Annotated in this window: 16 protein-coding genes; 5 read left to right on the top strand and 11 right to left on the bottom strand. The window is 31.6% G+C overall.

What is annotated here, in order from left to right; translation table 11 throughout:
• Nucleotides 1-61 precede the first annotated feature (61 nt).
• Nucleotides 62-616: an ABC transporter substrate-binding protein gene (locus tag ACFX4G_RS21640; protein ID WP_377576829.1), complete on the bottom strand. Its 555-nt coding sequence runs from the start codon at nucleotides 614-616 to the stop codon at nucleotides 62-64.
• A 318-nt stretch (nucleotides 617-934) separates the two neighbouring features.
• Between ACFX4G_RS21640 and ACFX4G_RS21635 the strand changes: the two genes are divergently transcribed.
• A complete protein-coding gene (locus ACFX4G_RS21635; protein WP_034652983.1) occupies nucleotides 935-1,336 on the top strand; it encodes a hypothetical protein in 402 nt (133 codons plus the stop codon).
• 256 nt (nucleotides 1,337-1,592) lie between these two features.
• Here the strand turns inward: ACFX4G_RS21635 and ACFX4G_RS21630 are convergent, their stop codons facing one another.
• The 3 genes from ACFX4G_RS21630 to ACFX4G_RS21620 all read right to left on the bottom strand — a co-directional run bounded on the left by ACFX4G_RS21630 (nucleotide 1,593) and on the right by ACFX4G_RS21620 (nucleotide 3,704).
• Nucleotides 1,593-2,237, bottom strand: a complete 645-nt coding sequence (locus tag ACFX4G_RS21630; protein WP_377576826.1) for a hypothetical protein — start codon at nucleotides 2,235-2,237, stop codon at nucleotides 1,593-1,595.
• 289 nt (nucleotides 2,238-2,526) lie between these two features.
• Entirely contained in the window at nucleotides 2,527-2,733 is a 207-nt protein-coding gene (locus ACFX4G_RS21625) for a hypothetical protein (protein ID WP_377576823.1), read from the bottom strand.
• A gap of 416 nt (nucleotides 2,734-3,149) precedes the next feature.
• Nucleotides 3,150-3,704 carry a helix-turn-helix domain-containing protein gene (locus ACFX4G_RS21620; protein WP_050691107.1) on the bottom strand — a complete coding sequence of 185 codons (555 nt, stop codon included), beginning with the start codon at nucleotides 3,702-3,704 and terminating at the stop codon, nucleotides 3,150-3,152.
• 493 nt (nucleotides 3,705-4,197) lie between these two features.
• On the opposite strand from ACFX4G_RS21620, the gene ACFX4G_RS21615 reads away from it, so the two are divergent.
• Nucleotides 4,198-4,416, top strand: a complete 219-nt coding sequence (locus ACFX4G_RS21615) for a hypothetical protein (protein WP_050691106.1) — start codon at nucleotides 4,198-4,200, stop codon at nucleotides 4,414-4,416.
• 131 nt (nucleotides 4,417-4,547) lie between these two features.
• Here ACFX4G_RS21615 and ACFX4G_RS21610 read toward each other — a convergent pair whose 3' ends face one another.
• The 3 genes from ACFX4G_RS21610 to ACFX4G_RS21600 all read right to left on the bottom strand — a co-directional run bounded on the left by ACFX4G_RS21610 (nucleotide 4,548) and on the right by ACFX4G_RS21600 (nucleotide 6,368).
• Nucleotides 4,548-5,465 (bottom strand): DUF4240 domain-containing protein, encoded by a 918-nt coding sequence (locus ACFX4G_RS21610; protein WP_272812606.1) that lies wholly within the window; start codon nucleotides 5,463-5,465, stop codon nucleotides 4,548-4,550.
• Nucleotides 5,466-5,581: 116 nt separating this feature from the next.
• Nucleotides 5,582-5,935, bottom strand: a complete 354-nt coding sequence (locus ACFX4G_RS21605) for a DUF2185 domain-containing protein (protein ID WP_140457147.1) — start codon at nucleotides 5,933-5,935, stop codon at nucleotides 5,582-5,584.
• Nucleotides 5,936-6,047: 112 nt separating this feature from the next.
• A complete protein-coding gene (locus ACFX4G_RS21600) occupies nucleotides 6,048-6,368 on the bottom strand; it encodes a hypothetical protein (RefSeq protein WP_272812605.1) in 321 nt (106 codons plus the stop codon).
• A 248-nt stretch (nucleotides 6,369-6,616) separates the two neighbouring features.
• Here ACFX4G_RS21600 and ACFX4G_RS21595 point away from each other — a divergent pair, with 248 nt between their 5' ends.
• From ACFX4G_RS21595 to ACFX4G_RS21585, 3 genes are all read left to right on the top strand, one after another.
• Nucleotides 6,617-6,952: a PadR family transcriptional regulator gene (locus tag ACFX4G_RS21595; RefSeq protein ID WP_354348392.1), complete on the top strand. Its 336-nt coding sequence runs from the start codon at nucleotides 6,617-6,619 to the stop codon at nucleotides 6,950-6,952.
• Nucleotide 6,953: 1 nt separating this feature from the next.
• The gene (locus ACFX4G_RS21590; RefSeq protein ID WP_377576816.1) at nucleotides 6,954-7,493 is read left to right on the top strand and encodes a DUF2812 domain-containing protein; all 540 of its coding nucleotides are present in this window, start codon (nucleotides 6,954-6,956) and stop codon (nucleotides 7,491-7,493) included.
• Nucleotides 7,494-8,036: 543 nt separating this feature from the next.
• The gene (locus ACFX4G_RS21585; RefSeq protein ID WP_377576813.1) at nucleotides 8,037-9,266 is read left to right on the top strand and encodes an IS110 family RNA-guided transposase; all 1,230 of its coding nucleotides are present in this window, start codon (nucleotides 8,037-8,039) and stop codon (nucleotides 9,264-9,266) included.
• Nucleotides 9,267-9,533: 267 nt separating this feature from the next.
• Here the strand turns inward: ACFX4G_RS21585 and ACFX4G_RS21580 are convergent, their stop codons facing one another.
• The 4 genes from ACFX4G_RS21580 to corA all read right to left on the bottom strand — a co-directional run bounded on the left by ACFX4G_RS21580 (nucleotide 9,534) and on the right by corA (nucleotide 12,879).
• Nucleotides 9,534-10,058: a hypothetical protein gene (locus ACFX4G_RS21580; RefSeq protein ID WP_342314870.1), complete on the bottom strand. Its 525-nt coding sequence runs from the start codon at nucleotides 10,056-10,058 to the stop codon at nucleotides 9,534-9,536.
• A gap of 122 nt (nucleotides 10,059-10,180) precedes the next feature.
• Nucleotides 10,181-10,531, bottom strand: a complete 351-nt coding sequence (locus tag ACFX4G_RS21575) for a hypothetical protein (RefSeq protein ID WP_098804025.1) — start codon at nucleotides 10,529-10,531, stop codon at nucleotides 10,181-10,183.
• A gap of 89 nt (nucleotides 10,532-10,620) precedes the next feature.
• Entirely contained in the window at nucleotides 10,621-11,286 is a 666-nt protein-coding gene (locus ACFX4G_RS21570; RefSeq protein ID WP_377576810.1) for a DUF2711 family protein, read from the bottom strand.
• Nucleotides 11,287-11,919: 633 nt separating this feature from the next.
• Nucleotides 11,920-12,879 carry a magnesium/cobalt transporter CorA gene (gene corA, locus ACFX4G_RS21565; protein WP_377576807.1) on the bottom strand — a complete coding sequence of 320 codons (960 nt, stop codon included), beginning with the start codon at nucleotides 12,877-12,879 and terminating at the stop codon, nucleotides 11,920-11,922.
• Between the last annotated feature and the right edge of the window lie 791 nt (nucleotides 12,880-13,670).

Raw genomic sequence — 13,670 nt, 5'->3', positions numbered from 1 at the left:
AAAGAGAAGACCATTTAAATGGTCTTCTCTTTAATTACTCTATGTATTTCTAAATTACATACTACTTTTTATTTAAATTGAAGTGAGCAATCTCTTCTCCATTTTCTGAGACAACAAGTGTAGATTTTAAAGCATTTTCCTTTATTCTTTTTAACTCCTCTTTAGTAGGTATAGAAGGTAGTTTATTCCCCTGTTTATCTGTACTTAAGTTATAATAAATAGTAAACTTTCCAGTACCATGAGCTGGAATCTCCTCTATTCCTTGGCCCCCTCCTATTTTGCTCTTGTTAACGTTATAAATGTTAGATCCTACTGTATCTTCTACAACTGATAGTAATTCTTGATTAGGTTTTATTTTTAGTTTTATCTGGTTCAAGTCTTCATTAGATATAGATTTATTAGAATTGTTCTTTACTACAAACGTATAGTATAACACCGTGTCCACAGTTGTTTGACTCTTACCTTCTCCTATGGTTCTAACAGTTTCTCCTACAAGGTCTTTGTTATTAGTTATTATAGCGTCTGCTTTTGAAAGCTTTATATCTTTTGAATTAGAACAAGCTGAAATAATAAATAACAACAGCACAAAAAATACAATATTTTTTATTGATTTCATTTTTTCTTCTCCCTATAAATTTAATTGTCATATTTTAAATGAACCATACAATTATTTCATAAAATAGAAAAAATTAAAATGAAATCTTTGTTTTTAAGCGAGTAATATATACATTTTTATTTACCATAATGTGCGCTCTGGGAAGTTTGAATTAGTTTTACACTTTAGTAATTTAAATTAAAAAATAAATGTTACCATTAATAATACAAAAAAATTCTAGGAGGTATTTTAAATATATAGGTCTAAGTAAAAAAGATAGTGGCGTGTTTATTAAAGCTTAAAAATTAATAACACTAATAATTTGAAGGGATTAAAATTATGAAAAGATCATTATTTATTCTTAGCATTGTAATAATAGTCCTTATTATAAATGGATGCAGTAATAACTCTGTAAAGGGAATCAAAGCAGATTACGTTGATATTGGTTTAGGGCAAAGTTTATATGAGGGATATAATAAAGTTGAGCAAGAAAGTGTTCAATCACTTGTTAATTCTTATAATCAACTTCAATACATAGGACAAACCAACCAACAACTGAATTATGATAAGGCAATATCAATAATATTTGTCTATCATGATAAAATTTCGGGAACTTTAATGATAGATGATAAGGGGATTTTTCATACAGATGATAGTACAAAAAATTATCAAATTGCTTCGAACAACAATACGTATGAACAAGCTTTAAAGATATACAAAGATTTGAAACAGAAGTATTAAAATCATGGAATATGAAAGCAGAAATTAAGGATTCTCTTTTAGATTCTTGTATCACAAATAATGGTACTGATCATGTAAAATAAAAGTGGCAACTTCTCATACTAAGCTGCCACTTTTTATAACCTTCAACATATATTTGGCCCTTATAAAAAGATACGCCTATACTTAACATCCCTATATACACCGGTGTTAGAGTATATGTTTAACTATTCCTTTCTAGTTAACATAAAACAATTTACCGGTAGTGAAAAGCACATTATAATCGTGTAGATATCTTACTATTTTCATCTCCATGCTGAGCTATGCTAAGTAGCCTAAATCCTTTAAGGCAAACGATTACTCCAGTTCCCCATAATATTAGAGCTGAGCCAAAACCTACAGATACCCACCATGCCATAATTTGATGATCACTTATTATTATTTTCACAGGAAAAGTTAACATGGTAATAGTTGCAAGTAAGCACAGAAGTGTCCCCGTAATATAATAAATTGGAACTTGAAATAGGGATGCTAGAGGGAAAAAATGAGCACCGACAATAAGGGCCATAACAGGAACAAACAAATTTAAGTGATTAGTAGATACACAAATAAAAGCAGCAATAGCAATAAAAAGACCTTCTAAAATGAAAATAATACCGAACCATCTATTCTTTTTTCTCCAACGATCCCCATCCTTTTTAATTACTTCATTAGTTAATTGACGAGAATTCTTTATTAATGCAATTGCACTGATAAATAATATGACTCCAATCAATAAAGATAGGGTGATAAGTACAGGAAATTCCCACCCTTGCATTCCTCTAATTCCAATTCCTGCCCAAAGAGTACCGAAAAACGCCATGAAGATAACTCCAGAAGCTGTACCACGCACAGCAGCTCTGGGAATCGTAGTTTGGGACATACATTATAACCCCCTTTTTTATTTCAATCTAAGTTGTCCTATGTTTATAATTTATAAACCAATTGTATAACTTATTCTATTGAAACTATCTATGATGAATAAAAATTTGTTTATTGAGTAAACTACTCAGGATGCAATAGAGCATCAGCGTAACATCTATATTTCAACGACTAGGAAAACTACTGTGCAGGAGCAGTAGTTTTTCCCTTTTTTATGTTGTATAGAATATATAAAGTTAGTTAACGTAATTACTCTTCTAGGTAGCATAAAAAAGGTTAGCTCTAATGAGTTAACCTTTTTTATTTAATAGAGCATATCCCAATTTGGAAACTAAATATAAAGTAAAAATCATTACTAATGTTCGAGATATTAGATAGCCATCAATAGCTAATTCATAACCTTTCGGAACTAATAAGCTTGGGCTAACAAATAAATAAATTGATAATGCCAATGATAAAAAGATTAAAATGTAAGCTACAACTGACCTATTTTCCATAAACATTCCACCTTTCATTTATATGTATACTATAAATAATAACATTTATGGATAAATAAAGTATTTTAATTTACATAATGTACGTTCTGGGTAGAAACAAAAGAAGCCTTTTACTTAGGCTTCTTTTGTCTGAATATAAATATGTAGTATAGATTTCTTGAATTAATCAAAGAAGTGGAAATAATATTTATCTAGGAAAAATAAAATCGCAGCTGGTACGACATAAAATAAAAATTCAAATTTATGCTCTTTTTTCTCTTCTTTCATAATTACTTAACCCTTTCCCTACCATGTTTTCTTATATAAGAAATGTATTTAACAAATAAACACAGTGATTATACATTTAAAGGTAATTATATCATTAATTTCAAGTTAATATCACAATTATTCTCGGTAGAAATAAAAAGGTTCTATATTTACGACCTTAATTGTTTTATGCCTTCCTTAATGTTCCATATAATAACGCCCATTGTGATCAGGGAGATTAAAATCGTACAGCCACTAACTAATATGGAATTAGGCGTATTTGCTCCTTCTACTTTTGCAGATAGGTAATAGGTAATTGCTATAATGATGAGCGTTACAGTCGGAATTAAGTGAGATATAAATGCTCTTTTTCCGTGTTGCTTCATTTCCTTATATCCAAATATCAGTGTGATGAGTGGAAAAAAAACCGGAGCAAAAAACAAGCTAAAGTAGTTTAATGCTGATAAGAGATTACGATTAGAGAACATACCTGTACCTCCTTTCACTTTAATTTTACCTTGAAAAGAACTGTCTCCTTTTATTAACTCGTCGAGACTAATTTCAAATAATTCACTTAGCATAATTAGATTTTGAATGTCAGGGTATCCTTTTCCACTTTCCCATTTATAAATAGCTTGTCTGGTAACATTCATTTTTTGTCCCAACTGCTCTTGTGAAAGATTTTCATTTTTACGTATCTTTCGTATTTGTTCACCAAGTCTCATCTTCGCTTCCTCCTTCATATTCAGTGTATTTTCTTAATCCACATAAAGCTATAAACCCTTGGTATACATATGACAACGCTTAGTTTACATTGGGGAAAAAGTTTATTTTTTAATAACTAGTTTCCGAGAAAATAAAAATACGACACAAAAAAAGCCGTTAGAGAAAACGGCTTTTTTTCATCTAATAAATTACTTATCCTAGCCAATTATTTGTATAAGCTAGTATTCCTAAGATGGCTCCAATTCCAGTTCCACATAAAGTAGCCTCTACTAGTTTTAATTTATTCTTATTATAAGTCATAAAAAACCTCCTTGTATCCAATATATACAAAAAAATACAAAAATGGTCCTTAGTAAGTGAATCTCTTTAAACGGTATAATTAATATGTTACACCCTTAGTTAACATAAAGTAACTTATCGGAAAACCTACCATAAATACATTTTTTTCTTTTTATGGTAATATAAAAGTGAAAATGTATAGGAGGATTTACATTGATAAAAAATTTACCCTTACTAATTTCCATTTTAATAATAGGAGTTAGTTCTTCTACTATAAGTATGAATGGACATTTACCTACGTTCTTTGAATGGACATTACCAATTATGAGCATTATTTTAAATATCACCGCAATTATAGGGCTATCTTTACACGTATTTGTATATAAGCCTATGAAAAAAGCAGAAGATAACCTTAATAGAGCTATTAAGTAAAATAAAAAAAGAGCTATAGGTAGCTCTTTTTTTATTTTTATAATAGATACGATATAAAGAACTAGTTAACATAAAACGTATTATTGGTAGTATGAATATAAAAAGTGAGCTTTTCAGCTCACTTTTAGTTCTTAGAGAGTATTCTGCCAGCCTTCCTTGTTTGAAAACGTCTCATAACTACATCCACTTTCATAATCGAATTCTTTACCCTTTTTTACATAATAGGCTTCCGATGAAAGAGACAATAAGATTTCAAATTCAGTGTCCTTAAGCATTTTTGAAGGATTGGATAAGATATCTTCAAAAACTTCTTTACCACGAGCAACGACTGCACATCTGGCATATAAAAAAAGGTCAGGTGAGAACTGTTGATCTTGTTGAGAAAAACAATATTCTCCTATTTCTTTTGCATGTTCTTCCGTATCTAATAAGAAAAGTTTATAAGACAGAGCCTCCTCAAAATGTCTTATTTGCCATACAGTCAAAGTAGAAAGTTCCTTAATAGCAGCCTCTACAATCGCTTCTTCATCTTCTTTACCCCAATCTAATAAAGAGATAATGCTCCAGAAGACTTGATCATCTATCATTTTCTTTGGTTTCATAATCTTGTTTCTACGAGCATTGGCGTCAGCTTCTTCTATTTTCTTCTGCATCTCACTTTTAAACCCTTGAGGATCTGTTTCTTCTCGCCATTTATAGTAAACATCCATCCCACATTCCTTTGACCATATCCCTCCGTACACATTTGACTCTATACCCAATTCCTCTTGAACTAAAGGAATGTTTCCAATATAGATTAACTCTTCAGGTAATCTTCCATCTACCCACTTAAATGTCGGTTCTTCTTTTTCATTAAGTAAAGACTTAGTAATTAAAATTTGACGAACATTTTGATTAGCAATTGTAGGCCTCTGTTCACCTATATAATTTGTAATACCAAGAAGATAAGAGCGATCAATTATATTCATTACTTTAACTGCACCATACTTATTCATCGGCAATGGAGTAGCAAAGATATCTCCTACTTGCACTGACTTTTTTGAATTCACTATATGTAATTCCTTTCAATCAAAAGTTTAGTTATAAGTAGAATAACAAGGAATGTTAAAAGAGCCTATCATATACAAGCTTATTTAACGTAATGTGATGTATCGACAGGCAGGTTTTATTCCTCATCAAGAACGAAATTGCCTTTTTCATCACGAATATATGCAGTACCAGGTTCTGCGTCAAGAAACGGGATTATATCTGGATCATAATTGCATATTGTATTTACCAGATAAACACCATGTTTTTTAGAATTATTCATGTAACGATCATCTTCATCTCCAGAAAGAAATCTCCAACCACTATCTGCTTCGTTATATTCATAGGGTTCTTCTCTATACATATAACCAACCTTACAACCATCTACTGTAATCCTATCAGTTGCCATACATCCTTCATATGAATCAATGAGTTGTTTTATTTGGCTTGCATCTAAATAAAATTTCTTCTCTTTTTTTCTAAAATTAAACATGTTTTATGCTCCTCAATTAATCTATAATCTATTCAGCTTTATTTAAGATACAATAATCCTATTGGATATGTATATCTTATTTACATAAAACGTATTCTGGTAGTTAAAAAAATTAATCTCCCAAGGCAAATATAAGCTTGTTTCTATCTAAAGCCTCAGTACATAAGCTATATAATTCTTGTACGAATTCTATTACAAAGGACTCTTTATAATCTTTTAAAATAAGCTCACATATCCTCTTCAGCCTTTTTACCTCATGTATATTAAATTGCTTATTGCCATAGGGATCTAAGTTAATTAATAACTCAAATTCGTAGCGTTTTCCTTTTTCTTTTTTTCGTAAATAATCATGTACTTCATCTTCTAAATAAACACCATATTCAGCAACATTAGTTTCTTCTTCGTTATCTGCTATATAAAACGTAACGGACATCATTTTACCTCTTCCATAATCTCTTTTTTTCTTTTATATCATATAACATAAGGCAAGATAAAATTGTATACGATATATAAATTTAGTTACCATAATGTCTCTTATAGGAAATGAAAAGATCCCCAGAACTTTGCAAAGTTCTGGGGATCTTTTTTAAATAAAATTTAGTTTACCTATTTGACACTTATATCATTAAATGATATATATTAATTAATGATATATCATTTAATGATATAAGGAGGTTCATAATGCCAAGAAATGATTCATTAGAAATGGGAGAACTCACAGATACTTCTTACTATATTTTACTGTCCTTAGTAGAAGCCAAACATGGTTATCTTATTATGAAGACAATTGAAGCTATGACAAGTAATCAATTTTCGATTGGACCTGCATCTATGTATACCACTATAAAAAAGCTCTTATCAGCGAAATTAATTAAGTTATGTGATGAAGAAAATGACAAAAAGAAGACGTATGTAGCAACAGATAAAGGCATTGAACTATTAAAGAAAGAAGTACAGCGTAGAAAAGAAATGATTAAACATGCTGAAGAAATTTTAAACCGAAAGGGAGGTCTGTAATGTGAAACAAACAAAGTATATAATGAGTGGTGGAATCGCATTTTCTGAAGAAAAAGATTTAGAAAAACTTAGTAACTATGCAAAAAAGGGATGGATTTTAGATCGTTTTGCTTTATTTGGTTACAAATTAAAAAAGGCTGAACCACAAGAAATACAATACTCAATGGATTTTCAGCCAGATGCAGATGAAGAGTATTTCATGTATTTTGAAGAGGCAGGATGGTCACATGCTTGCTCAATTGGAAATGAAATTCATATATTTAGTGCCTCTATGAAAGCAAAGCCAATTTATTCAGACAAAGTAACAATAATTGAAAAATATGAAAGGGAAAAAAAGCAAATGGGTAAAGCTGCTTTAATTACTCTTATTATAAGTATAATGTTTTTATTATTTAATATTATGAGTTTATATGGTTGGTTACCTGAATACATCGGAAATATTAGCGAGATTTTATTAATAATTTCAATTATTATCCTAGTCTTTCCCGGCCTCCCATATATAGCTTATCTATATAGATTAAATAAGTTGCGCAAATTTTGATAAAAACCAACAAAGGCTCTGTAATCACACATTGAGCTTTTGTTGGTTTTTTATAGATTACTTCGTAAGCTACATATATAACGAGCAAAGCTATGAAAGTAATTCCTATTTCTATAAACGATCCGCAGATTATACCTTCAACACATATTTGGCCATTATAAAAAGATACTCCCATACTTAACACCCCTCGTATATTATATTTAAGCTCTATTTCAAGCTTAGACTTTCTCTACAATGAGAGCCATTTAAATAAAATGCTTGGACGTCTCAAGATATTTCTAGATAATGATCTTAGGATCATTTGGGACAATTCTTCTCGCCCCTGTGGATCTACCACATTATAAAGAGTGTTTCTCAGTGAACGCGCGGGACATCCTACTCGCAGGCTGAGCACCCTGACCCTCGAACCTAGATGATAGTGGCTCTAGGGCGGCTTTCGATTCAGGATAAGCTCTTATACACGAGGTTGTTGGTCGGCGTACACACTAGAGATATCTCGAGACGTCCAAGAAAATGATTCTAAATCGAAAGGAGGTCTCTTACGTGAGATTATTTGTTGGTCTAGATGTAAGTTCGTTTGATATGAAAGTTTGCTTTTTGAATGAAGAAGGAGACAAAATAGATGCTTTTTCGGTCAGTAATGACTTACCAGGAGCTACCACACTAAAAGAAAAATTATTAAAGTGTGTCGATGGTAAAGAAGTAGAAATGCTTAAAATAGGCCTAGAATCAACATCTGTTTACAGCTTTCATCCTTCTATGTTTCTTCATCACGATACAGACTTACAGCGCTTTGGAGCAAAGGTATTTCTCCTAAACCCTAAGCAAATCGCAAACTTTAAGAAAAGCTATTCTGACATGGATAAAACAGATGAGCTTGATGCCTTTGTCATTGCCGATTATTTACGATTTGGACGTAATCAAATGTCCATCGTGAAAGAGAGCCAATACGTGGCGCTGCAGCAATTAACAAGAACTCGCTATCAACTCGTCAAGATGTTAACAAAAGAAAAGCAGCACTTTCTTCAACATCTAAGTTTTAAATGTAATACATTTTCACAAGAAGTAGATTCTTCTGTATTTGGCAACGCCATGATGGAACTATTTCTCGAAAAATTCAGTTTAGAGGAACTCGCCAATATGCCTTTAGAAGAACTCGCTGAGTTCCTACAGGAAAAAGGCAAAAATCGCTTTGGTGATCCAAGGTGTATAGCATCGTCCATTCAAAGAGCTGTAAAAGCTTCTTATCGTTTGGATAAGGTAGTCGAAGATTCCATAGATGTCATTTTAGGTACATCAATCACAGTTATTCGTACGTTTCAACAGCAAATCAAGGAATTAGAAAAGTCTATTAAGAAAATTATGGCTGGATTAACTCAAACACTTGAATCCATTCCTGGAGTAGGTCCTGTATTCGCTGCCGGTATCATCGCTGAAATTGGTCAAATTGAAAGATTTGAAGATGAAACCAAAATCGCTAAATACGCCGGAATATACTGGAGGAAACATCAATCTGGTCGTTTTACAGCTGAAGATACTTCATTATCTCGCACTGGTAATCACTACTTGCGTTATTACTTAGTTGAAGCCGCCAACTCAGTAAGAAGGCATGTATCAGACTATCAGGAATATTACATAAAAAAATATAATGAAGTACCAAAACATCAACACAAACGTGCACTCGTTCTAACCGCAAGAAAATTTGTGCGATTGGTGGATGCGCTACTACGCAGTCACCAACTCTTTACGCCAGAAAGGTGCGTGAAAATATGACATAAAACATGTCATCGCTACCTTTCAAATAACTTCCAGTAAATTACATTAGTTACTGGTCTAGTTTCGTGATGCTTTTTTTAAGCAAATTGCCCTTTGATAACTTTACATTCTTTTATTTTTGAATTGACATAATACCGCAGGTCTATATATAACGGTGTTAAAGTATATGTTTATATATTTCTTTCTAGTTGACATAAAACCACTTATAGGTAGTAAAACAAAAACGGTCCTTAATAAAGGTACCGTTTTTATTTTATGTATTTCCTAGTTAAAATCCTTCTCAATACCATTACCTGCAACGACAAAATGGAAACTATCCTTACCACGAGTAAAGAATCTCCAAAACTCACTGTATTCATCATCCTCTGAAATATCTGGAAAAACGTTTAGTGTAAAGCCATTAGACAAAATAACCTTTAGTCCTCCAAATTCATCCGAATCAATACTTTCTACAGTTAATGGTTCTTTTAAACTTCTTATAAAGTATTCGATTCTTTCATCGAATCGATTATTTCCTTGCACATCCCATTCGAAATGCTCGTTCCCATCATCTAATCCTGTTCTTGGAGAATAGAAATCCCGTGAGGCTACTAAAATTTTATTATCTTTGGTAATACGCCATGAACATTGAATATTTAAAGCATATTCAGCTAATTCTTGAGTTTTTCCTCTTCTAATTACAGATAATGCTTCTCCAAATTCAAGCCAAAACAGATTAGATGCTCTTCCAATATTGCTTAACTTAGACCCTACTAGTATTTCTAATTGAGATTTAATTCTTTTTTTCATACTGATCTCCTTAGTTTTAAACAAAATACCCTTTGTCTATTATATTCATTTTTAATTTACATAACAGGTATTATCGGTAATGAAAAATAAGCAGTCCTTAATAAGAGGACTGCTTATTTTTCTTATAGGTCTTTATATAGTTCTCCTGATTTAGAAGGAACAAAAACAATCGGATAGTCTATACCTAATTGTTTTTTTACTTCTTCAAAGAGCTGTTGGCCTTTTCTGTTATATTCCGTTTCCATTTCCATTCCATTTTCCCTTAAAGAATCGGTATCAAAATCAATCCAGTTTCCATAATCATCAATCCACTCTTCAAGCTCACCTTTAAGATTTTCAGACAAAGGAAATTCTTCAAGATCAAGATTTTCTCCACAATTATTACACCAGATGGGATCTGCCGAGAAATCAGCTTCTAATTTATATGTATTATGTTTGCATTTTTCCTTATTAAATAAGTTTTTAAAGAACATAAATTACCTCCACTTATATTCTTTATAATACACTGAAATCTTTCCATATCCTATGCCAAAGTTAACATAATGGATTTTATCGGTACCTATTAAATAAACGAATTAAGGTATGTTTCTTTATCACATATTAAAGCTTCAAGGTTTAGAGACTTAATTGTATCCTCAATATTTGTATCTTTAGCTAAAAGCAATGTTATAAACGAATCATAGATCCCCATAAATGCAAAATCTGTATTTTCATCTGTGATAATTGACTCGTTAGGAGATAAGTTAGCTATTTCTAAAGGTGACATATCATTGACTTTAAATGAACCGTTTGTGTCGTGAATAGGTTCAGAAAAATATAAAGTATTTGCCTCTTTTGAACAGAGGATCTCTACTAAACTATTTAGTATAAACAACGATGTACGATCTTCTTCGGGGTAATAAAAATCTGGATTAGACTTAACATAAGGGGCTAATTTTTTATATTCATCACTAGGCACACCAGTAAGGTGTTGCAACGCTCTGAATAGTTCCTTGTAGGATTTTAAATTACATTTGGCCATTACTTCTTTCCATGATATTGGTTCTCCAAGTTTAAGCATTTCCTCATCACTAGGATATATATGCTGATAAGGATTTTCTCTCTTTAATTTATCCCAACCAGAGGGCATTTGAATAAAAGGGTGGAATAGAATAGCAGCAGAATTAAAGTCATTAGGTAATTGGGACAAAATAGGTAAATCTCCATCGATCCATATATAATTCAACAAAACGAGACATCTCCTTTGAATATACTTAGTTACGTACATTTTAAATACAGAGAACAGTAATTTCTAGTCAACATAATCACTCTTTCCGGAACACACCACAAAAAAGAACCCTTGGTAGGCAAGGGCCCGCAGAAAGAAGAGTTTTATTGATTATGCAGCTTTTTATACATCGTTGATATGACGGAGTTCTCCTTACAGGTAGTTGAAGAGATGATGCATAAGAAACGCACCTTTTATTCATATGCTTGCAATGGAAAAGATAGTATTTATAGCAAAAATTCATTATGATTTATTGTGAAATAAATTTCATATTAAGTTTCCCTTATAAGCTACCTCACAATCTGAGGTAGTTTTCTATTTGTTCTTTTTAAGACATACTTTTTAACATATATATTTGTGTAGTCATTCTCTTTGAATAGACGTAGGGAATTGTGAGGATATATATAATAAAGACAAAAAACACCTCTCTAAGAGAGGTGTTTTTTGTCTCAATTTCCACTTTATAACTCAACGCATAAAGTAAGCAAATTGATAACCATTGAGTACATACTAGCATAATGAAAAAGCAGTGGCAATTCGTAAATGGATGCTTTTTATTTTTAAAAATATTAGAGAGCTTCCTTCCTGCCCTTCCTACTTATTGACATTAAACCAGCCTTTTCGTTTAAACCAGAGAATCATACCGATGGTCATTAAAATCATAACTCCTAAAACAATATAATATCCGTAGTGCCAGTGAAGTTCAGGCATATAATCAAAGTTCATTCCATATAGCCCTACGACAAATGTAAGAGGGATGAAAATAGAGGAGATAATGGTTAACGTCATCATAATGGAGTTCATCCGATTGGCGTTAAGTGAAAGGTAATTATCTCTCATATCTGATGTCATATCTCGATTAGCTTCCACCATGCTTGTTAATTTTATCAAGTGGTCATAGATGTCATTGAAATAGGCTTTCTGCTCCGCAGGTATATGTAAACGTTCAGAATTAATAATTCGATATAACAGATCACGCATAGGAAGAATGGTTTTTCTGAGCTTTAATAAATCACTTCGGATATCAAAAACATCATTCATTAGTAAAGCAATTGATTTTTTGGCATCTCTGCTTTCAATTTCATTTAATTTATCCTCAATTTCATACACAATTGGGAAGTAATCATCCACTAATTGGTCTAGAACCGCATAGGCAATATAAGACACTCCTTTATTAAATCCACTAGGATGTTGTAAAAGGCGTTGTTGTACTGTTTTAATACTGATTACCGGTTTAAAGTGAAAGGTCACTAAATAATTTTCTCCAATAAATAAGTCTACTTCTTCAACATCTAACGTGTTGCTGTTTAAATAATGAAGAACTAAAAAGCTGTAACCCTCATAATAATCAAGTTTAGGACGTTGTAATAAATGAAGACAATCTTCGATAGCTAAAGGATGAAAATGGAAAAACGTCTCTAACACTTTTGCTTCCTCTTCAGATGGAGAGGCAAGGTCTACCCAGAACCACTTAATTGAAGGATCAGACAAGTGATCAAGGGGTATATCTTCTTTGACGTGTAGATCCTGTGTAATAGCGATTGTTCGAATCATGCTACTGCTCCTCCATGTGATTAATGTTTCTATACATTATAGTATGTTACATAAAATAAACGATTAATCCAACTGCTAACAAGGCAAGGAAATCTTTCTGATATTTCCTTTTCTTTTCTTCACTTGTATCTTTATTTTTACCAAAATATTTATCTATAAAAATAATAAAACAAAGCAGGAGGAAACTAAAGATGATATCGAGTATTAAGAAATGAAAGAAATGATCTATAGTAAGAAATGACATAGTAATTCTCCTTATTTCTCACGTTCAAGTGTGAGAATACTAAATAAGTAATAAGGCTCTCTTCATATTTTAATCAGGTAAAAAAAGTACTAAAATTAACGTAGCTGTATAATAACGAATAGCATAGAAAAGAAAGGGTTCGCTTTTTATTGTTTTCCTTATCCTAATGTTTATAATTAAAACATACAAAACAACTTATTATATACCAAAACATTCTATATGTCCTAACCTTTTGGAAGAAAGAGGATTATTAATCTTAAAAACAGGGATGTCTAAGAAGTGTATAAGTTAATAAGGCGAGACGGAGAGGAAAGAATAAAACGTATCGATATATAATAAAAGAAATAGTAGTGGGAGATTTTTATGAAATATGCGCAAATTTTTATTGATAATCGAATTCGAAATGCAACGTTGATTGTATTGCTTATTTGTATGAGTATAGCCTGGCTATTTGACAGCGATTACTGGTACAATATAGCCGTTCTTATGGTTTCAGTATCTTTTCTCTTACATGGTATAAATGATTATATCGTAGGAAAGAACAAAG

This window comes from Priestia sp. YIM B13486, assembly GCF_042787865.1.
Lineage (GTDB): Bacteria > Bacillota > Bacilli > Bacillales > Bacillaceae_H > Priestia > Priestia megaterium.
Note: the sequence above shows the minus strand (reverse complement) of the source record. Positions and strands in the feature narration are given on the sequence as shown.

Bases quoted from the DNA above. Each gene is read 5' to 3' on its own strand.
- ACFX4G_RS21605 (WP_140457147.1), bottom strand. From the start codon at position 5,935: ATGTTTAATTTTAGAAAAAAAGAGAAGAAATTTTATTTAGATGCAAGC.
- ACFX4G_RS21595 (WP_354348392.1), top strand. From the start codon at position 6,617: ATGCCAAGAAATGATTCATTAGAAATGGGAGAACTCACAGATACTTCT.
- corA (WP_377576807.1), bottom strand. From the start codon at position 12,879: ATGATTCGAACAATCGCTATTACACAGGATCTACACGTCAAAGAAGAT.
- ACFX4G_RS21620 (WP_050691107.1), bottom strand. From the start codon at position 3,704: ATGAGACTTGGTGAACAAATACGAAAGATACGTAAAAATGAAAATCTT.
- ACFX4G_RS21575 (WP_098804025.1), bottom strand. From the start codon at position 10,531: ATGTTCTTTAAAAACTTATTTAATAAGGAAAAATGCAAACATAATACA.
- ACFX4G_RS21600 (WP_272812605.1), bottom strand. From the start codon at position 6,368: ATGTCCGTTACGTTTTATATAGCAGATAACGAAGAAGAAACTAATGTT.
- ACFX4G_RS21580 (WP_342314870.1), bottom strand. From the start codon at position 10,058: ATGAAAAAAAGAATTAAATCTCAATTAGAAATACTAGTAGGGTCTAAG.
- ACFX4G_RS21630 (WP_377576826.1), bottom strand. From the start codon at position 2,237: ATGTCCCAAACTACGATTCCCAGAGCTGCTGTGCGTGGTACAGCTTCT.
- ACFX4G_RS21640 (WP_377576829.1), bottom strand. From the start codon at position 616: ATGAAATCAATAAAAAATATTGTATTTTTTGTGCTGTTGTTATTTATT.
- ACFX4G_RS21635 (WP_034652983.1), top strand. From the start codon at position 935: ATGAAAAGATCATTATTTATTCTTAGCATTGTAATAATAGTCCTTATT.
- ACFX4G_RS21625 (WP_377576823.1), bottom strand. From the start codon at position 2,733: ATGGAAAATAGGTCAGTTGTAGCTTACATTTTAATCTTTTTATCATTG.